This is a genomic window from Aminipila luticellarii, assembly GCF_004103735.1.
Taxonomy (GTDB): domain Bacteria; phylum Bacillota; class Clostridia; order Peptostreptococcales; family Anaerovoracaceae; genus Aminipila; species Aminipila luticellarii.
Map to the genome: position 1 here is coordinate 750030 of NZ_CP035281.1, position 19041 is coordinate 769070.

Genomic DNA, 19041 nt, shown 5'->3' on the forward strand with positions numbered 1-19041 from the left:
TATGGATAAATGTGAAGCTGTATTAAAGCTTTTACTGGAAGCTGTACAAAGCGGTGTGACTGCAGAAAATCAGCCCAATTCAAATGAGATTCCAGTAGGTGTTTCAAACAGACACATCCACCTTTCACAGGCAGATTTAAATGCAATATTCGGAGAGGGTTATCAGCTGACAAAGATGAAAGACCTGTCACAGCCGGGACAATATGCATGCAAGGAAACCGTAACCATTTGTGGTCCTAAAGGTGCTATTGAAAAAGTAAGAGTGCTGGGACCGGTTCGAAGCAAGACTCAGGTTGAGGTTTTGACCGGTGACTGCTTTAAATTAGGTGCTCCTGCACAGGCAAGACTTTCAGGTGATCTGTCAGGGACACCGGGAATTACTGTGATTGGCCCCAGAGGCTCTGTACAGACCACAGAAGGCTTAATCGTAGCCCAGAGACATATCCATATGACACCGGCAGATGCACAGCGTTTTGGGGTACAGGACGGTCAGACAGTCTGCATAAAGGTGGAAGGACCAAAGGGCGGCATGTATAGCAACGTTGCTGTCAGAGCAAACGATACTTCGGCTCTTGAATGCCACTTGGATACAGAAGAAGCAAATGCAATGGGCTTAGGTTCATCTGCAAAAATCACCATCATAAAATAAAAAGTGTTAAATAAGTTATTGAATAAAATACAAAAATAAATTAAAATTATAATTAATTTTAGGAGGATTTTAAAATGAAATATGATGCATTAGGTATGATCGAAACAAAAGGTTTAGTAGGTTCCATTGAAGCAGCAGATGCTATGGTAAAGGCAGCAAACGTAACTCTTATTGGTAAAGAATTCGTAGGCGGCGGACTTGTAACAGTTATGGTAAGAGGAGATGTAGGAGCAGTAAAGGCAGCAACAGATGCCGGTGCTGCTGCAGCTCAGAGAGTTGGCGAATTAATTTCAGTACATGTAATCCCAAGACCACATGCTGAGGTTGAAACAATTCTTCCAAACGCAAAATAAGATAAATAAAGTAAACGTGAAAAAGCGATCCCGCAGGATCGCTTTTTCATTATAGATGGTTAAGGCTTACAATACTAAGAAAACCTCTGCGAGGCGCTTTTAGCTCGCATTTTAATGGTAGCTTTTTATGATACTCCATCAATCTCGCAAGCGGTATTTCCTACGTAATAAAAATAGGAAATCTCCGAAAAGATTCCCGCTTCTTCGGGTATCCTCATAAAGAACAAGTGCTGTTTCGTGCGGCTTGAATCCCCTTTTGTCATTCCCCTTAACTTCTTGCCTTTATATCTTAATATTATAGCGGCTCAGTTTCAAGAAAACAATTCAGGATTTTATAATGGACGAATATAGTTGTATTTTACAGCGGCGTTTATTTACCGCTGCTGTGTGCAAAGGTATCCTTATCTGATATGGGTATGGATATGGACCCCTTATTAAAAAAGTGGAATAAAATTAAAAAAAGTGTTGACAGAGAGAGGATAGTTTGGTATCCTAATAAAGCTGTCCCGTGAGACAGGGCTACTCCTTCCAAAAAGGATACCCACTACATCTTGTAGTTCGAACTGAAATAAGAACAAAACAAATCTATATTTTGTTTGAACTGAAAAACTCGAATGATTGAATAAACTAGAAAAAAATGAAAAAAGATGTTGACAAAGTTGCGGAATAGTATTATGATATAAAAGTTCCTTACGGAACGGCGCTGACGGTGTAAACCGCAGAAGCGCATGAACCTTGAAAACTTCATAGTGTAAAAGAATTAGTCAAGAGAACATTAATTTGTTCTCAAAACTAAGTACAACACACTTAAAGCTATAATTTGAATGTAAATTCGGTTAAGGCTTTAAGTGGTAAGACGAATTCAAAGTTGAATGAGTCAACGTACAATTCTAAAAAACAACAATAATTCTAGGATTTATGCTTTGCATAAATTAAAGAATCAGCAAAACGCAAATGCGTTTAGCTTGAGTTAGAGACTCGATTTTATCTCGTTCAATTCTAAGTCGATCTGTAAAGGTGAGATGCAGAGGAAAGACGAGTAAGATACCATTTAATAAAGAGTTTGATCCTGGCTCAGGATGAACGCTGGCGGCGTGCCTAACACATGCAAGTCGAGCGAGAAATCTATAAGCGAATCTTCGGAAGAGCGAGTAGATGGAAAGCGGCGGACGGGTGAGTAACGCGTAGGCAACCTGCCTCATGCAGAGGGATAGCCTCGGGAAACCGGGATTAAGACCTCATGACGCTGGAGGAACACATGTTCTTCTGGTCAAAGATTTATCGGCATGAGATGGGCCTGCGTCTGATTAGCTAGTTGGTAGGGTAACGGCCTACCAAGGCAACGATCAGTAGCCGACCTGAGAGGGTAATCGGCCACATTGGAACTGAGACACGGTCCAAACTCCTACGGGAGGCAGCAGTGGGGAATATTGCACAATGGGCGAAAGCCTGATGCAGCAACGCCGCGTGAGCGAAGAAGGCCTTTGGGTCGTAAAGCTCTGTTGGAAGGGAAGAAAGAAATGACGGTACCTTCTGAGGAAGCCCCGGCTAACTACGTGCCAGCAGCCGCGGTAATACGTAGGGGGCGAGCGTTATCCGGAATTATTGGGCGTAAAGAGTGCGTAGGTGGCCAGGTAAGCGTGGGGTGAAAGGCAATAGCTTAACTATTGTAAGCCTTGCGAACTGTCTGGCTTGAGTGCAGGAGAGGAAAGCGGAATTCCTAGTGTAGCGGTGAAATGCGTAGATATTAGGAGGAACACCAGTGGCGAAGGCGGCTTTCTGGACTGTAACTGACACTGAGGCACGAAAGCGTGGGGAGCAAACAGGATTAGATACCCTGGTAGTCCACGCCGTAAACGATGAGCACTAGGTGTCGGGGCCGCAAGGCTTCGGTGCCGCAGTTAACGCATTAAGTGCTCCGCCTGGGGAGTACGCACGCAAGTGTGAAACTCAAAGGAATTGACGGGGACCCGCACAAGCAGCGGAGCATGTGGTTTAATTCGAAGCAACGCGAAGAACCTTACCAGGACTTGACATCCTACTGACAGGCCCGTAACGGGGTCCTTCTTCGGACAGTAGAGACAGGTGGTGCATGGTTGTCGTCAGCTCGTGTCGTGAGATGTTGGGTTAAGTCCCGCAACGAGCGCAACCCTTGTCAATAGTTGCCAGCAGTAAGATGGGCACTCTATTGAGACTGCCGTGGATAACACGGAGGAAGGTGGGGATGACGTCAAATCATCATGCCCCTTATGTTCTGGGCTACACACGTGCTACAATGGCTGGAACAGAGAGAAGCGAGACTGTGAAGTGGAGCAAATCTTAGAAAACCAGTCCCAGTTCGGATTGCAGGCTGCAACTCGCCTGCATGAAGTTGGAGTTGCTAGTAATCGCAGATCAGAATGCTGCGGTGAATGCGTTCCCGGGTCTTGTACACACCGCCCGTCACACCATGGAAGTTGGGGGTGCCCGAAGTCGGCTAGTAAATAGGCTGCCTAAGGCAAAACCAATGACTGGGGTGAAGTCGTAACAAGGTAGCCGTATCGGAAGGTGCGGCTGGATCACCTCCTTTCTAAGGAGACTAAAGTCTTTTGCACTATGAGTTTTATACATGGGGAATTAGCTCAGCTGGGAGAGCACCTGCCTTGCACGCAGGGGGTCAAGAGTTCGATCCTCTTATTCTCCACCACCAGAACTTTGAAAGAGGTTCAGGGAATGTACTTTGAAAACTGGATAATATGCAATAAATATCAGAAATCAAAAGTATGTGATATGAAAATATCTTCATACAAATTGACAACGAAATCGAGGTTATCTATGAGAATAGATAGCAAACAGTTATATAACAAGACAGAGTCTTTTCGAGCCGAGAGGCAAGGAAGAATGATGTCGGGTGTAAAATATGACTACGATTTAACGGAAAAATTCAAACTGGCTAAAGCCAGAGAATTTCCGTATGAGGCCTGCGCGCTGTATCAAGATACAGGCAGGGCTTCAAACCGAGAAACCAGAAGAAATGCAAGCTTTTTTACTAAAGCGAAGTTTCTTAACAAATACAAATCCTGTTTAACGCTAAACAGGTAAAATGCTGGTCAAGCAATAAAGAGCATAAGGTGAATGCCTTGGCACTAGGAGCCGACGAAGGACGTGGCAAGCTGCGAAAAGCTGCGGTGAGGAGCAAACATCCGTGAACCCGCAGATGTCCGAATGGGGGAACCCACCTATGGTAATGCGTAGGTATCCTATGATGAATATATAGTCATAGAGAAGGTAACCCGGGGAACTGAAACATCTAAGTACCCGGAGGAAGAGAAAGAAACATCGATTTCCTAAGTAGCGGCGAGCGAAAGGGAAAGAGGCCAAACCATAGTTTACTATGGGGTTGAGGACACTCATCATGTATGGCGTGTATAGTCGAAGCTGTTTGGAAAGGCAGACCGAAGAGGGTAAAAGTCCCGTAGACGAAATGCACAAGATGCAGAGTGGATCCAGAGTACCACCGGACACGTGAAACCCGGTGGGAAGCCGGGGGGTCCACCCCCCAAGCCTAAATACTACCTAGTGACCGATAGAGAATAGTACCGTGAGGGAAAGGTGAAAAGAACCCCGGGAGGGGAGTGAAAGAGAACCTGAAACCTTATGCTTACAAGCAAAGGGAGCGCAAGTGACCTTGTACTTTTTGTAGAACGGGCCAACGAGTTATGGTGTGTAGCGAGGTTAAGGTGCTGGAGCACCGGAGCCGAAGCGAAAGCGAGTCTTAAAAGGGCGAGTTAGTTATATGCTGTAGACCCGAAACCGGGTGACCTATCCATGTGCAGGTTGAAGCGAGAGTAAAATCTCGTGGAGGACCGAACTCATGTCTGTTGAAAAAGGCTGGGATGACGTGTGGATAGCGGTGAAATTCCAATCGAACCCGGATATAGCTGGTTCTCCTCGAAATAGCTTTAGGGCTAGCCTCAAGGAATGTGATACTCGGAGGTAGAGCACTGAATGTTCTAGGGGCCTTCACCGGTTACCGAAAACTATCAAACTCCGAATGCCGAAGTATTAAACTTGGGAGTCAGACTATGTGAGATAAGTTTCATAGTCGAAAGGGAAACAGCCCAGACCAACAGCTAAGGTCCCAAAATGTAAGTTAAGTGGAAAAGGATGTGGAGCTGCATAAACAGCTAGGATGTTGGCTTAGAAGCAGCCACTCATTTAAAGAGTGCGTAATAGCTCACTAGTCGAGTGGCTCTGCGCCGAAGATAAACGGGGCTAAAACTTACTACCGAAGCTTTGGAATATCAGTAATGATGTTGGTAGAGGAGCATCGTATACGGGCAGAAGCAGAGATGGAAGTCTATGTGGACTGTATACGAGAGAGAATGTTGGCATGAGTAGCGTAAGGCAGGTGAGAATCCTGTCCACCGAAAATCTAAGGTTTCCTGAGGAAGGTTCGTCCACTCAGGGTTAGTCGGGGCCTAAGCCGAGAGCGAGAGCTGTAGGCGATGGACAACTGGTTGAGATTCCAGTACCACCGAAATTCGTTTGAGCGAAGTGGGGACACAGAAGGATAAGTTGAGCGCGCCGTTGGTAGAGCGCGTCTAAGCATTAAGGGAGATAGAGTAGGCAAATCCGCTGTATCAATTCTGAGATGTGATGGGGAGGGAAATAAAAGTACCGAAGCAACTGATTTCACACTGTCAAGAAAAGCCGCTAGTGAGAATGTAGGTGCCCGTACCGCAAACCGACACAGGTAGATGAGGAGAGAATCCTAAGGTGAGCGAGAGAACTATTGTTAAGGAACTCGGCAAAATAACCCCGTAACTTCGGGAGAAGGGGTGCCTGCGAAAGCAGGCCGCAGTGAAAAGGCCCAGGCGACTGTTTACCAAAAACACAGGTCTCTGCGAAAGCGAAAGCTGAAGTATAGGGGCTGACGCCTGCCCGGTGCTGGAAGGTTAAGGGGAAGTGTAAGGGCAACCGAAGCACAGAACTTAAGCCCCAGTAAACGGCGGCCGTAACTATAACGGTCCTAAGGTAGCGAAATTCCTTGTCGGGTAAGTTCCGACCCGCACGAAAGGCGTAACGATCTGGGCACTGTCTCAACAATAGACTCGGTGAAATTGTAGTACCGGTAAAGATGCCGGTTACCCGCAGCAGGACGGAAAGACCCCATGGAGCTTTACTGCAGCTTGATATTGGATTTCGGCGTTGCATGTACAGGATAGGTGGGAGGCAAAGAAGCTAGTACGCCAGTATTAGCGGAGCCACCGTTGGGATACCACTCTTGTAACGTTGAAGTTCTAACTTAGTACCGTAAACCGGTATGAGGACAGTGTCAGGCGGGCAGTTTGACTGGGGCGGTCGCCTCCTAAAGAGTAACGGAGGCGCCCAAAGGTTCCCTCAGCGCGGTCGGAAATCGCGCGAAGAGTGTAAAGGCAGAAGGGAGCTTGACTGCGAGACAGACAGGTCGAGCAGGGACGAAAGTCGGGCTTAGTGATCCGGTGGTACCGAGTGGAAGGGCCATCGCTCAACGGATAAAAGCTACCCTGGGGATAACAGGCTGATACCGCCCAAGAGTCCACATCGACGGCGGTGTTTGGCACCTCGATGTCGGCTCGTCTCATCCTGGGGCTGAAGTAGGTCCCAAGGGTTGGGCTGTTCGCCCATTAAAGAGGTACGCGAGCTGGGTTCAGAACGTCGTGAGACAGTTCGGTCCCTATCCGCTGTGGGCGTTGGAAATTTGAGTGGAGCTGTCCTTAGTACGAGAGGACCGGGATGGACATACCTCTGGTGCACCAGTTGTCTTGCCAAAGGCATAGCTGGGTAGCCACGTATGGAAGGGATAAGCGCTGAAAGCATCTAAGTGCGAAGCCCCCCACAAGAAGAGATTTCCTCCAGAAATGGTAAGACCCGTGAGAGACGATCACGTAGATAGGTCGGAGGTGGAAGTGCAGTAATGTATGGAGCTGACCGATACTAATAGGTCGAGCGCTTGACCAAGAGAAGGTTTCAAGGGAAGAGGACTGATAGGAAGGTATGTTATCCAGTTTTGAGAGTATGCTCTCAAGAGGAAACAAGTGAATAAGCAGATAGCGAGTAGGAATACAAGCTAGAAGCGAACAGAATAGCGAAGGAAGTTTTTTAATAGCCAAGGCGTGCGAAGGAAGAGGAGCGGAATGTACAAAGGTACATGAGCACCGCATGATAGAGCAAGAACGAAGGCTAATGAAAAATTAACAAGCTAAATCCGGTGACAATAGCGAGGAGGAACCACCTGTACCCATCTCGAACACAGAAGTTAAGCTCCTTAGCGCCGATGATACTTGGCGGGCAGCTGTCTGGGAAAGTAGGACGTTGCCGGTTTTTTAAAAAAAGTGATTATCCAAAAGGATAGTCACTTTTTTTATGTACAGCAAGGTTTTCATTTCAAGTAGATGTGCCAAGAATCGAGGCGCAGGCGCCGATGCCTTTTTGTCCCAAGCGAAGCTTGGCAAGACAAAACGGACAGCGTAAGGAGCGAAGCGACTGTAGGAACGAGCACGAAGTGCGAAGTGTTGATACTTGGCGGGCAGCTGCCTGGGAAAGTAGGACGTTGCCGGTTTTAACAAAGAGCACATTGCACATGCAGTGTGTTTCTTTGTTTTTTGAAGAAGAATTGAAATGAGCCGGTAACAAAGCAAGCTCTTTAGAATATATTGAACGTGTTGCGACGTTAATAATTTATTTTAAGGAGTTCTTATGCATTATATATCTATTTTATTATTTGCCTTTTCAGCCAATATAGATAATTTTATTGTAGGAGCCGCTTGCGGAATGAAAAAGGTATATTTTAATTTTATTGAAATAAGTATTCTGAGCGGAATTATTTTATTGGGTACGTTGGCATCCATGTTTTTTGGGAAGAGTCTGCTCTGCCTTATACCTGCACATTTTGCCGGAATTTTGGGCGGGGTAGTCATTATCGGCATAGGGCTGTACTACCTTATGGCGTTTTATATGAAAGAGAAAGATTCAGATATTAAGAATAAAGAAGTGAATAAAGAGAAAAAAGCGATATTGGATGAAGAGAGTTCGACTGAACAGAAAAAGCTTCCGTATAAAGATATTATGCTATTGGCTTTAGCCCTGTCCGTAAATAATGTCGGTCTGGGTATAGGTGCCAGTATTACGGGACTAAATATAACAATGACTTGCTTTACTTCGTTTATTTTTAGTTTTATGTTTATATATTTGGGGAATACGGCGGGAAAAGGCCGCATTGCAAGCTTGATAGGAAAATATGCAGAACCCGCTTCGGGAATGATTATACTCCTTTTAGGTTGTTTGGAGATTTTTATATAAAAAAGCCTCTGCAAGATGCGGTGTTCAGGTGAGCATATATAAGCGGGGAAACTTCCCCATATAGCTGCCTGAACACTGCACCACAAGGATTCAAAAAATATCTTTTCAGCCTGTATCAGATGTGCTGGACTTTGTTAATCTTCCCATTCCCAGTCTACATCAGAAGCTCCTATTTCAAAGTGGAGTTTGGCAATTCCCAGATCTATTTGTTCTGTTCCGTAACGGTTAGAAGTAATCCATGCATGAACAGATGGAAGTGTTTCATTTGTGTCATCCGTGAACGAGAACTTCACGGGCTGTTTATTTACGGCAGAAGGCGCTGATTGAACAGCTTTTATACCTTCTAAAAACCAATCCGGAATATTATTTTTAGAATCAAAGAAGTCCTTTACGGGCTTCTTTTTTGTATTCACTACAGTATTAATCAGTTTATCTTTAAAGCTTTTTTTAACTGCGGGATATCCGATTGGTATGACACAGTAAATTTCTTCACGAGAGCCTAGCTTGCAGACACAGGCGTCTTTATTATAAGTACCGGCGACCCAGCAGGTACCAAGACCATATTCAGTCGCTTCAAGTACTAGTTTTTCACCGTAATATCCGATTTTCTCTTTTTCATGAATACCATTGGATCTTCCAATCATGGCGATATAATTGTTTACCCCGGAAAACATACCATAACTTTTGGAAAGTCCGCTAAAAGCATCGCCATTGTTTAAAATCAGCTGAATGTTTAAGCCAGACAACAGATTATAATCTGTAATAGATGCTTGGAGCTTTTCAACAATAGAAGCTTCAATCTTATCGGGCAAATAGCTTCGACAAGAGTACCGTATTGATATTGCATGTTTATAATCCATAAAATCACTCATATCCTTTGTTCACTGAGAATTATACTAAATTTTGTATTTTATCATTCTTTTTCTTAGAAAATTTTATGGCTGTAATAGCAGACAGTACGATCATAGCAGTGCCAAGGCATACATTTAAAATTGATAACATCAGATTTACTTTTGCGATTGTTTTCATAATCTTACTCCATTCCCGTAATTTATTTAAATATAGCTAATATAGTCATTTTAACTTATTTATCCTTAAAGTGGAAGCTTTTTTTCCCTTCGGCATAATCGGAAACAATGTGACCATTACCAAAAAGCTTATATTTATAGGTGACAAGCCCTTCCAAGCCAACCGGACCCCGTGCGTGAAGCTTGCTGGTACTTATACCGACTTCCGCTCCGAAGCCATATCTGAAACCGTCGGCAAATCGCGTGGAGCAGTTCTGATAGACTCCCGCAGAATCCACAAAGCTCATGAACTGTTCGGCGGCGGCAGCGTCTTCTGTTATGATGCAGTCCGTGTGATGAGAACCGTATCTGTTGATGTGCTCAATAGCTTCTTCAATAGTATTTACCAGTTTTACAGATATTATATAGTCAAGATACTCCGTTTTAAAGTCTTCTTCATCAGCCGGTTCGCAGGCAATAATTTTTTGGGTGTCCTTACAGCCCTTTATCAAAACTTGTTTGGCTTTCAGAGCTTTTTGCAGCACAGGCAGAAACTCTTTAGCGATCTGCTGATGTACCAGTAACGTTTCAACGGTATTGCATGCGGCCACATACTGAGCTTTTGCATCTGCGATAATGGAGGCAGCCTTTTCAAAATCTGCAGCTTTATCTACATAAATGTGGCAAATGCCATCTGCATGACCCATCACCGGAATCTTTGAGTTTGCCATTATGTATTGGACAAAGGCATTGGAACCTCTGGGAATCAATAAATCTATGGACTCATGGCACTTGATTAATTCATCGATGCCCGCACGAGTCTCTACTAGTGTAATAAAGTTCTCAGGAAGTCCTGCTGAAAGTCCGGCGGCTTTGATCGTTTCAAATAAGATTTTGTTTGTTCGGACGGCTTCACTCCCCCCTTTTAAGATGGAACAGTTTCCGCTTTTAATACATAGAGTAGAAATCTGAATCAGAGCATCGGGACGAGATTCAAAGATAACGCCTATGACTCCGATTGGGCAAGTGGTTTTTACTAAGGTCAGACCTTCATCCAGTTCCCGTTCAAGAAGCTTCTTAAAGAGTGGGTCGGGAAGGGTTAAGAGGCTTTCGATGCCGCTCAAAATATCCTGAAGCTTATGCTCGTCGAATTTTAATCGATTGATGATGGGGAGAGCTAAATGCTCCGCTTCCGCTTTGGACATATCTTCGGCATTTTCTCTGAAAATAGCTTCCCGGTTGTCCTGTAATGCTTTAGCTATGGCCTGCAGAGCGTTATTTCTTATATCTTCATTCAGCGTAGCCATTTTGAAGCTGGCTGTTTTGGCACAGCGGGCCAATTCATTATAATTGATCATACCTATTACTCCTGTTTTGTTTGTATTGATTTATTTTTGATTTCTTTGCCCTTTATGGGGGGGGTTTTGTCATACGCTTTAATTGGAACAGGACCTTTTAAGGCCGTGCGCTTAATAAACAAGGTGCCGTCTTTTTTAGAGTGAACCCGCCAGGCCACTAAAATAAGTTTCCCGTAGATTAACTCCAGACAGGTGATACCCCGTGGATGCATACCGCATCCCACGTTAAAATATGAAGATTCTCCGGGATCGGGGAATTTTGGTCTATGGGTATGCCCGCATATGATAATGGTATCATTTTGTGCATTCCATTTTGTATAGTTTTTTTCAACCTTGTGCATTTTACGTCTGCTCTTTGCAGGGCTTGCCGCGTAACGCACGCCGATTAAGTGCATAAAATGCCAGAAGAACCGAATGATAAAATGGGAAATAAAAGCCAGCTGATCGTTGATCAAATCTCCCTGATGGCCATGCACCACAAAAATTTCCTGATGTGTTTTCTTATGTTTAAAACGAAAAGCCTCATAGACCTTCAAGCCGGGAAATAAATCCACCTTTTCCCCCAGATATTCGTCGTAAACACTGTACATATTCTTTTCAACCCAATCCGGGGATTTCATCTTCATATTATGATTGCCGAAAATGATATACAGTCTGCCGGCATCATAAAATTCCTTAAGCTTGTTGAACACCGAGAAATGACTGTTTCTTATGTGTTCAAAATTGGAATTTTCCCAAAGCTCATCCCCATCACCGACTTCAACATATGTAAAATCGTTCTGGTAATAATAATTTAATGCATGGTAAAAAATATGTTTATTTTTTCCAAATTCATCTGCAATACTGTCGTCTCCACGATGTGTATCACCAAAAAATACGAATTTTGATGTATCGTCGAAAGGGATTTCCTTTGCATTTTTATAAACTTCGTTTAATCTTGAAATTGTTTTCATTTTGGTATTATTACCTCCAAAATCCGCTCCATTAGTATTTTTATAAAGTGATTTGTTTCCATATAATTTATAGAATTCCCTTGCTTTAATACTACAAAACCATTGTCATAGGTATCATATTTTTGCAAGTCAGAAAAATCTTTTTCAAAAGCTTTTGTATCCGCGATAATTAATCCGGACTTTCTTATTATGGGCAGATTTACGTAAAATTCTTCAGAAAATCTGTTAAAATTTAAGGAGCAGGGACAATTATCCAGATCATAGGCACAGTAGGTCAATGGATTCTTTTGATGCCCGGAAATTTTAATATCTTTGGATTCAAAAGAAATTTTAGAAATATGTAAGTCTCCTATGGGAAAACCCAAGGAAAAAAAGGCTTTATGAATATCAGATTTTTCTAAGACAGGAAGAAGCTGCGAAAGCTGCAGAACATCGTCGCTGTTATGAAGCATGATTAAGCGGCGAAGCTCTTCGCTTTGAGTCACTAAAAAACGCTGGTACATTTCTACGCTTTCAGCTCCTGAAATTTCATCCGTTCTGGCAGACCAGAGCCCCATAAAGTTTTCAACCGTTTTTTGCTTTAGATTCGGCAATAATTTTCTTAAAGAAGAATGCCCGTTTAACAGAAGGTATAAGTCTAAGTTATAGGGAAATTGATAATCCGGATATATGTTTAATCTCTGCATTCGTATCTTCAAAAAATTCAGATCGAAATGTTTGCCATTATAGGTAATAACAATATCTAAGTTTTTTATATCATCCAGGAAGGCAATCAGTGTATCTTTTTCTTCTTCCAGGCTCTCGGCAAAATATTGTTTTAATGTTGCTCCTGAGTCTGTATAAATCAGAAGCCCTCCGAGGATAAATTGACTGGTGCGTGGGGATAATCCGGTTGTTTCAATATCTAATACGCCTATTTTACTGCTGTCGATATTGCCTATATAAAAATCTAAAAGACGTGATTGGTATTTCGTATATTTATTATCTATATAATCGTTCTGCATTATGTACATCGTAATCACCATCCTAAGTGCCTGCAATATATAATTTAATTTACCATGCAAGCAACGCCGCTGCATGATGCAATGAGTGGCAACGCCGCTTTCGGTATCTGTATTTATTATACCACACAAGCTTCTATTTTCTTTACAAAAAACAAAATAGACCGCAGGGGTGCAGTCTATTTTGTTCAAAAGGGGTATTGGGATTAGAGATTAATGAGGTTATCAGGGGGATAACCACAACGTTATTATACATAAATTTGTCGTAATATGCAAGAGTTCGTCGCAAAAAACTATAAAAAAATATATTTTGACGTTCACTTTCTATATAAATTGGATTTTATTACCTATATAATTAAAACATAAACAATAGCTTAGCCCAAACGAAAGGGGTAACACAAATAATTATTTAGGAGGATACAAGTAATGGAAGTTTTAAAAGTGTCAGCAAAGTCAAATCCCAATTCTGTAGCAGGAGCACTGGCAGGTGTGCTGAGAGAAAAGGGAGATGCAGAGATACAGGCCATAGGGGCTGGAGCTTTAAATCAGGCTATAAAGGCTGTTGCAATTGCCAGAGGGTTTGTAGCACCGGGAGGAGTAGACTTGGTTTGTGTGCCAGCATTTACAGATATACAAATTGATGGGGAAGAAAGGACTGCCATCAAATTAATTATTGAACCTCGCTAAAAGATACATATCTCATAACGAACTTATAGGAAAAAGGATTTTTTAATTTTCTAAAGGAGCCATAGAGTATGGATGTGACCTCAATCAGTTCGAACAACAGTTTAACGATTGGGAGGTCGGCTCAATACTTTATGGCTTTATTTTTGTACAATAGGAAATAGTGTTTCCTATTGTAGCAGTAAAGTCGCTTTTATGAAGAATAATTTTTACAAATCTAGGAATAATAACGCACGAATAAATAAGTTCAATAAAGATTTGTAAAGAGAGGTGCGTAAGCTATGGTATTAACGGAAAAGGAAAGAACCCTTTTAAATGATTTAAAATCTGAGGAGAAGCTTTGTATCGATAAATACAATAAATATTCTTCAGAAGCCAGCTGCGGAGAGTTAAAAAATTTATTTTCCAGTTTGGAAGGGGTTGAGCAGAATCACTATGATACGATAACCCAGATTTTGAACGGAAATACACCAAGTATGGGAATGGGCGGAAGCCAGAAACCAAATTTGCAGCAAATGTCCGGCCAGAATCCGATTTCACAGCAGATGTCTGCACAGAGTCAGTCCTCCCAGCAAATGTCCGGTCAGAGCCAGTCCGGCGGGCAGGATAAGACCAAGGATAAATATTTGTGTTCAGATGCACTGGGAACTGAAAAGCATGTGTCTTCCATGTATGATACCTGTATCTTTGAGTTTAAGGATGAAAACGTAAGAAATGCGTTGAATCATATTCAAAAGGAAGAGCAGGAGCATGGCAAGAAGATTTATGACTATATGTCCCAAAATGGTATGTACAGTTAAATCTGTTAAATCGCAAAAGCCTTGAAAAATAGATAAATATTGATAATTGTATTGAAATTTAAAGGCGAAGATAGTATAATAGAAAGAGTCTATATAAGACCAAATAAATTAAGAGCTGCGTTGCGTAGCTCTTAATTATTGTGCGGAATAATTTATGTATTTTGTCAGTTAAATGGAGGTACAGTTAAAATATGATAAATGTTACAAATGTAAGTATGAACTTTAGTGGTACGACACTTTTTAAAGAAGTAGATTTAAAATTTACTCCGGGAAATTGCTATGGTATCATCGGAGCCAATGGTGCGGGCAAATCCACATTTCTTAGGATCTTATCCGGAGATTTAGAACCTACTACGGGAAATGTTACCATAGGAAAAGATATGAGAATGTCTGTTCTGAAGCAGGATCACTTTGCTTTTGATGATTTCAACGTACTGGATACGATCATTCAGGGAAATCCCAGACTCTATCAGATTATGAAAGAAAAGGATGCCCTGTATGCAAAAGAAGATTTTACCGATGAAGATGGAATCAAGGCTTCTGAGCTGGAAGGCGAATTTGCGGAACTGAATGGATGGGAAGCGGAGTCGGATGCCGGCAGGCTGATTCAGGGTCTGGGGCTTTCCATGGATCTTCTTTATAGTGAAATGAGTACGCTGACGGAAAAAGAAAAGGTTAAGGTGCTGCTGGCACAGGCCTTATTTGGGAAACCTGAAATTATTTTGCTGGACGAGCCTACCAATGGGTTGGACATCGTAGCAATCAACTGGTTGGAGGATTTCCTTTTGGACTATCCGGGAACCATGCTGGTCGTATCCCATGACCGACATTTCTTAAATACGGTGTGCACCAACATTGTGGATGTGGACTATGGAAAGATTAAGATGTATGTGGGAAACTATGAGTTCTGGTATGAATCCTCTCAGATGGTTCAGAAAATGATCAAGGATCAGAACAAGAAGAACGAGGACAAGATAAAAGAATTGCAGAGCTTTATTCAGCGGTTCTCTGCCAACAAGTCCAAGTCCAAACAGGCTACTTCCAGAAGAAAGCTGATCGAAAAACTGACGGTAGACGAAATGCCGTCCTCTTCCAGACGATATCCCTATGTGGGATTTCAAATGGATCGGGAAGCCGGTAAAGAATTGTTGACAGTAGAAGACCTTTCCAAGACCATTGATGGGGTAAAGGTTCTGGATCATGTTTCTTTCCGTTTAAATAAGGGAGATAAGGTCGCCTTTGTAGGGGAAAATGAAATCGCCAATACGACCTTGTTTAAAATACTTATGGAAGAAATAGAACCGGATGAAGGAAGCTTCAAGTGGGGAGTCAGCACCTCTCAATCCTATTTCCCCAGAGAAAACGGTGAATTCTTTGACGATTGCGATCTGACTATTATTAAATGGCTGGGACAGTTCACCACAGAAACCACGGAAACGTTCCTGAGAGGATTCTTAGGAAGAATGCTTTTCTCCGGAGAGGATGTTTACAAGCCGGTCAAGGTACTGTCCGGAGGGGAAAAGGTGCGATGCATGCTTTCCAGAATGATGCTGTTTGGATCCAATATCTTACTGTTGGATCAGCCGACCAACCATCTGGATCTGGAATCGATTACCGCTTTGAATAACGGACTGATCGATTTTAAGGGAAATCTATTGTTTGCTTCCCACGACCATGAGTTTATTCAGACCATTGCCAATCGAATCATTGAGATACAGGAGGATGGAAGCATCCTTGACAGACTGTGCACGTACGATGACTTTATTGAGCAGTTTGAAAAATAAGCAAGCAAAATTATTAAAGCGGGTGAGATTCTTTTAAAAATTTCACCCGTTTTTTCTGTTCCGTTTTTATAAATTTTTCAGTTAATATATTTATATTACCGGGAAAAGGGTGTATAATATTAGGCTATATGATAGACGGAAATTAATGAATTGGGGCGGTCGTCCGGTTTTAATATTGGGAAGTGTTTCGAAGCCTCGACAGAATGGGAGTAAATATGAGTGCGATAAGTGACGTAATTAATAATAGTAAAAAAATTGTGATTAAGCTGGGAAGCAATGTTTTATCCGATGACCACGGAAATGTGAATAAAACCGCATTACATAATATTGTGGAACAGGTAAATGGGTTGATCGAGCAGGGCAAGCAGGTTGTGATCGTGTCTTCAGGTGCAGGCATTTGCGGAGTTGGTGCCATTAATAAATGGAGCAGAAGAGGAGATATTAATTATAAGCAGGCCCTGTGTGCGATTGGTCAGGTGGAGCTGATGATGGCCTATAAGGAGTATTTTAGTGATTATGGACTGCACGTGGGACAGATTTTGCTGACAAAGGAAGATTTTGAAGAGCATACAAGAAATTTGAACATCAGGAATGCGTTGTTTACCTTGATTGATGAAGGCGTGGTGCCGATCATCAACGAAAATGACAGTGTAAGCGTAGATGAAATAAAAATCGGGGATAATGATACCTTGAGCGCACTCACAGCAGCCCTTTGGAATGCAGATACCTTGATTATACTGAGCGATATAGATGGTGTTTTTGATAAAGATCCGAAATCCCACAAAAGTGCAAGATTAATTGAAGAAATTCATGATATTCGTGAACTTTTGGAAAACATAGATGTAAAAGGAAAGAGCAGTTTTGGAACCGGAGGCATTACCTGCAAGATTGAAGCTGCCAGAAGGGTGAATCAATATGGAATACCAATGATTCTCTTAAATGGTAAGAAATTAAATATTATTAAAGACGCGGCCAGCGGTGAAGAGTCCGGGACTGTTTTCTTTGGAAAGGCGGATTAATATGAAACTTGGATTTATAGGAGCGGGCAACATGGGGGGAGCTATCCTGAGAGGATATTTGTCATCGGGCAAAATTCAGCCGGATGATGTGTTTGTTTGCGGCCGAAATATGGAGAAGCTGGAAAAGCTCTGCCATGAGCTGGAAGTTCACGGATGCAGAACCATCACCGAACTGATGGAAGCCTGTGATGTGATCCTGCTTGGCGTTAAGCCCAATATGTTTCCAGAGATCATGCCTCAGGTGGCAGAAAAATATGAAAAAAATAAAGTGCTGGTTTCCATGGCAGCGGGCATTACCATAGAAAATATCAGTGAGTTTGTAGGACCGGATGCTAAAATCATACGGGTTATGCCTAATACGCCTGCAATGGTAAAAGAGGCTATGACTTCCGTGAGCAGAAATGCCAATGTAGAAGATGAGTGCTTCTCACAGGTTTTTGATATCTTTCAATCCATCGGCAGGGCGGAAGAGGTAGATGAACAGCTGATTCATTGTGTGATCGGAGTCAGCGGAAGCAGCCCTGCCTATACGTATATGTATATTGATGCTTTGGCGGAAGCAGCTGTGCACAATGGGATGGATAAGGAGCAGGCGGTTATCTTTGCTGCGCAGTCTGTTTTGGGGGCGGCAAAGATGGTATTGGAGACCGGTGTGGATCCCGTTCAGTTGAGAATCAATGTGTGCTCACCGGGAGGAACGACCATTGAAGCTGTAAATACCTTGCAGGAAAAGGGGTTTACAGAGTTGGTACAGTCCGGCTTTCAGGCGGCTGTGGAGAAATCGAAACGGATGAGCGAATAAGAGGTGAAGCAATATGACTTTTGAGGAAAAAACAGTATCAAGCGAGATGATTTATAAAGGTGCCATTTTAAACCTGCGAAAGGATAAGGTGCAGGTAATTAATGGGGGCACCTCTTACCGGGAAATTGTGGAGCATAACGGCGGTGTGGCTATGATTGCCATAAAAGAGGACGGAAAAGTCATTCTGGTCAGACAGTTTAGAAAACCTATTGAAAAGGTTATTATGGAGATTCCCGCCGGAAAAATTGAAAAGGGAGAAGATCCCTACAGTACGGCCGTTCGGGAGCTAAAGGAAGAAACCGGATACACAGCTGGCAAAATAGAGTATTTGACGAAATTTTATCCTTCGGTAGGATATTCTAAAGAGGTCTTATATATTTACCTTTGCACCGATTTAGTCCCCGGAGAAACGGAGTTTGATGAAAATGAAGCACTGGATATCTTTGAGATCGATTTGGATGAACTGTTTAAAATGGCTGTGAACGGTGAAATTGAAGATGGAAAGACAGCCATAGGCGTTATGCAGGCCTGGGCAAAAATCAAGCTAAATCACTAAATGAACTTTGCGGCAGCCGGTAAAAAGATACTTTGAATGATGCAGCTGGCGAGAACCAGTATGCATAAAAACAAATGAGCATAAAGGTATGGAGCATCCGAGGCATTGAATCTTCTGACTATACCTTTATTTTTTTTGTATTTCATGGAGGATGCCTTGGTAATGGCAATGTTGGCCGATACGAAGAAGGTCGGGATCAACAGGGTATTCTGCGGAAAAAGAGACAGAAGAATAATAAAGACTCCCTTCAACGATAAAGTTTCCAGTATTAAGGCACAGCAATAGCCTAAAGAAATCCCCTTTACAAACAGTATAACGGAGGCGGCCGGATAAGAAAATCTTGTATAGCCGGACAAACCAATGAAAACAATGGCCAGCATGTTCGTGATAACGGAATCGATTAAAGACGCAAATGAATCACCGGATGCTCCCCCTGCATCCAGAGGGGAACGAAGCAGATTTTGCAGGTAAAATTGCATGTCAGACTTCATATCGGTATTCATCATCACTTCAAAAAAGACGCCGGTAGAAATTCCAAAAATGAAAACAAAGAACAGTAAAGTAGTGCATTCCTTTGAAAAAGAAAGCGTTTCGATCGTATTGGAAAATGGTGTTTTTCTCATGTTCGTATCCTCATAAACAACGGTAGTTATGATAAAAGGATATGCTGTGCGGATAAAAAATAGTACAAATTTAGTATAAATTATTATTGTAAACCTTGTCCCCCTAGAGTATACTAATAAAATCAGAGT

At 42.5% G+C, this 19041-nt stretch carries 16 protein-coding genes, 1 tRNA gene and 3 rRNA genes; 14 read left to right on the top strand and 6 right to left on the bottom strand.

Features of this window, described 5'->3' with window-relative positions; genetic code table 11:
- The first annotated feature begins 1 nt into the window (after position 1).
- The 8 genes from EQM06_RS03520 to EQM06_RS03555 all read left to right on the top strand — a co-directional run bounded on the left by EQM06_RS03520 (position 2) and on the right by EQM06_RS03555 (position 8325).
- Positions 2-649, top strand: a complete 648-nt coding sequence (locus EQM06_RS03520; RefSeq protein ID WP_128745026.1) for a phosphate propanoyltransferase — start codon at positions 2-4, stop codon at positions 647-649.
- Positions 650-723: 74 nt separating this feature from the next.
- A complete protein-coding gene (gene eutM / locus EQM06_RS03525; RefSeq protein ID WP_128745027.1) occupies positions 724-1002 on the top strand; it encodes an ethanolamine utilization microcompartment protein EutM in 279 nt (92 codons plus the stop codon).
- Between the two features lie 1051 nt (positions 1003-2053).
- Positions 2054-3571 (top strand): 16S ribosomal RNA (locus EQM06_RS03530).
- Positions 3572-3612: 41 nt separating this feature from the next.
- Positions 3613-3688, top strand: a tRNA-Ala gene (locus tag EQM06_RS03535).
- A 194-nt stretch (positions 3689-3882) separates the two neighbouring features.
- A complete protein-coding gene (locus tag EQM06_RS03540; protein ID WP_128745028.1) occupies positions 3883-4083 on the top strand; it encodes a hypothetical protein in 201 nt (66 codons plus the stop codon).
- Between the two features lie 6 nt (positions 4084-4089).
- A 23S ribosomal RNA gene (locus EQM06_RS03545) occupies positions 4090-6984 on the top strand.
- 246 nt (positions 6985-7230) lie between these two features.
- Positions 7231-7347: ribosomal RNA gene (rrf, locus tag EQM06_RS03550) — 5S ribosomal RNA — on the top strand.
- The 16S, 23S and 5S rRNA genes sit together here with 1 tRNA gene alongside, the layout of an rRNA operon.
- A 450-nt stretch (positions 7348-7797) precedes the next feature.
- Positions 7798-8325, top strand: coding sequence for a manganese efflux pump (locus EQM06_RS03555; RefSeq protein ID WP_164914329.1), 528 nt, complete (start codon positions 7798-7800; stop codon positions 8323-8325).
- A gap of 134 nt (positions 8326-8459) precedes the next feature.
- Here the strand turns inward: EQM06_RS03555 and EQM06_RS03560 are convergent, their stop codons facing one another.
- From EQM06_RS03560 to EQM06_RS03575, 5 genes are read right to left on the bottom strand one after another with little or no spacing between them, the layout of a single operon-like run.
- Positions 8460-9185: a nitroreductase family protein gene (locus EQM06_RS03560; RefSeq protein ID WP_205666586.1), complete on the bottom strand. Its 726-nt coding sequence runs from the start codon at positions 9183-9185 to the stop codon at positions 8460-8462.
- A 31-nt stretch (positions 9186-9216) separates the two neighbouring features.
- Entirely contained in the window at positions 9217-9354 is a 138-nt protein-coding gene (locus tag EQM06_RS12855) for a hypothetical protein (protein ID WP_164914330.1), read from the bottom strand.
- A 55-nt stretch (positions 9355-9409) separates the two neighbouring features.
- Positions 9410-10690: a glutamate-5-semialdehyde dehydrogenase gene (locus EQM06_RS03565; RefSeq protein WP_128745031.1), complete on the bottom strand. Its 1281-nt coding sequence runs from the start codon at positions 10688-10690 to the stop codon at positions 9410-9412.
- Between the two features lie 5 nt (positions 10691-10695).
- Positions 10696-11643 (bottom strand): metallophosphoesterase, encoded by a 948-nt coding sequence (locus EQM06_RS03570; RefSeq protein WP_128745032.1) that lies wholly within the window; start codon positions 11641-11643, stop codon positions 10696-10698.
- The gene (locus EQM06_RS03575) at positions 11640-12656 is read right to left on the bottom strand and encodes a ribonuclease H-like domain-containing protein (RefSeq protein WP_164914331.1); all 1017 of its coding nucleotides are present in this window, start codon (positions 12654-12656) and stop codon (positions 11640-11642) included. Before EQM06_RS03575 ends, EQM06_RS03570 begins: the two co-directional genes overlap by 4 nt.
- A gap of 414 nt (positions 12657-13070) precedes the next feature.
- Here EQM06_RS03575 and EQM06_RS03580 point away from each other — a divergent pair, with 414 nt between their 5' ends.
- The 6 genes from EQM06_RS03580 to EQM06_RS03605 all read left to right on the top strand — a co-directional run bounded on the left by EQM06_RS03580 (position 13071) and on the right by EQM06_RS03605 (position 18289).
- Entirely contained in the window at positions 13071-13331 is a 261-nt protein-coding gene (locus EQM06_RS03580; protein ID WP_128745034.1) for a stage V sporulation protein S, read from the top strand.
- Positions 13332-13609: 278 nt separating this feature from the next.
- Positions 13610-14128 carry a spore coat protein gene (locus EQM06_RS03585; RefSeq protein ID WP_128745035.1) on the top strand — a complete coding sequence of 173 codons (519 nt, stop codon included), beginning with the start codon at positions 13610-13612 and terminating at the stop codon, positions 14126-14128.
- Between the two features lie 191 nt (positions 14129-14319).
- Positions 14320-15912: an ABC-F family ATP-binding cassette domain-containing protein gene (locus tag EQM06_RS03590; RefSeq protein ID WP_128745036.1), complete on the top strand. Its 1593-nt coding sequence runs from the start codon at positions 14320-14322 to the stop codon at positions 15910-15912.
- A 215-nt stretch (positions 15913-16127) separates the two neighbouring features.
- The gene (gene proB, locus EQM06_RS03595; RefSeq protein WP_128745037.1) at positions 16128-16931 is read left to right on the top strand and encodes a glutamate 5-kinase; all 804 of its coding nucleotides are present in this window, start codon (positions 16128-16130) and stop codon (positions 16929-16931) included.
- A gap of 1 nt (position 16932) precedes the next feature.
- Complete coding sequence (gene proC, locus EQM06_RS03600) at positions 16933-17733, top strand: pyrroline-5-carboxylate reductase (protein WP_128745038.1); 801 nt, start codon at positions 16933-16935, stop codon at positions 17731-17733.
- 13 nt (positions 17734-17746) lie between these two features.
- Positions 17747-18289 carry an NUDIX domain-containing protein gene (locus EQM06_RS03605; protein ID WP_128745039.1) on the top strand — a complete coding sequence of 181 codons (543 nt, stop codon included), beginning with the start codon at positions 17747-17749 and terminating at the stop codon, positions 18287-18289.
- Here the strand turns inward: EQM06_RS03605 and EQM06_RS03610 are convergent.
- A complete protein-coding gene (locus EQM06_RS03610; RefSeq protein WP_128745040.1) occupies positions 18286-18912 on the bottom strand; it encodes a stage II sporulation protein M in 627 nt (208 codons plus the stop codon). The genes EQM06_RS03605 and EQM06_RS03610 overlap by 4 nt on opposite strands.
- Between the last annotated feature and the right edge of the window lie 129 nt (positions 18913-19041).

Excerpts from the sequence above, each read along its gene's own strand:
- EQM06_RS03520 (WP_128745026.1), top strand. The coding sequence starts at position 2 with ATGGATAAATGTGAAGCTGTATTAAAGCTTTTACTGGAAGCTGTACAA.
- eutM (WP_128745027.1), top strand. The coding sequence starts at position 724 with ATGAAATATGATGCATTAGGTATGATCGAAACAAAAGGTTTAGTAGGT.
- EQM06_RS03540 (WP_128745028.1), top strand. The coding sequence starts at position 3,883 with ATGATGTCGGGTGTAAAATATGACTACGATTTAACGGAAAAATTCAAA.
- EQM06_RS03555 (WP_164914329.1), top strand. The coding sequence starts at position 7,798 with ATGAAAAAGGTATATTTTAATTTTATTGAAATAAGTATTCTGAGCGGA.
- EQM06_RS03560 (WP_205666586.1), bottom strand. The coding sequence starts at position 9,185 with ATGGATTATAAACATGCAATATCAATACGGTACTCTTGTCGAAGCTAT.
- EQM06_RS12855 (WP_164914330.1), bottom strand. The coding sequence starts at position 9,354 with ATGAAAACAATCGCAAAAGTAAATCTGATGTTATCAATTTTAAATGTA.
- EQM06_RS03565 (WP_128745031.1), bottom strand. The coding sequence starts at position 10,690 with ATGATCAATTATAATGAATTGGCCCGCTGTGCCAAAACAGCCAGCTTC.
- EQM06_RS03570 (WP_128745032.1), bottom strand. The coding sequence starts at position 11,643 with ATGAAAACAATTTCAAGATTAAACGAAGTTTATAAAAATGCAAAGGAA.
- EQM06_RS03575 (WP_164914331.1), bottom strand. The coding sequence starts at position 12,656 with ATGTACATAATGCAGAACGATTATATAGATAATAAATATACGAAATAC.
- EQM06_RS03580 (WP_128745034.1), top strand. The coding sequence starts at position 13,071 with ATGGAAGTTTTAAAAGTGTCAGCAAAGTCAAATCCCAATTCTGTAGCA.
- EQM06_RS03585 (WP_128745035.1), top strand. The coding sequence starts at position 13,610 with ATGGTATTAACGGAAAAGGAAAGAACCCTTTTAAATGATTTAAAATCT.
- EQM06_RS03590 (WP_128745036.1), top strand. The coding sequence starts at position 14,320 with ATGATAAATGTTACAAATGTAAGTATGAACTTTAGTGGTACGACACTT.
- proB (WP_128745037.1), top strand. The coding sequence starts at position 16,128 with ATGAGTGCGATAAGTGACGTAATTAATAATAGTAAAAAAATTGTGATT.
- proC (WP_128745038.1), top strand. The coding sequence starts at position 16,933 with ATGAAACTTGGATTTATAGGAGCGGGCAACATGGGGGGAGCTATCCTG.
- EQM06_RS03605 (WP_128745039.1), top strand. The coding sequence starts at position 17,747 with ATGACTTTTGAGGAAAAAACAGTATCAAGCGAGATGATTTATAAAGGT.
- EQM06_RS03610 (WP_128745040.1), bottom strand. The coding sequence starts at position 18,912 with ATGAGAAAAACACCATTTTCCAATACGATCGAAACGCTTTCTTTTTCA.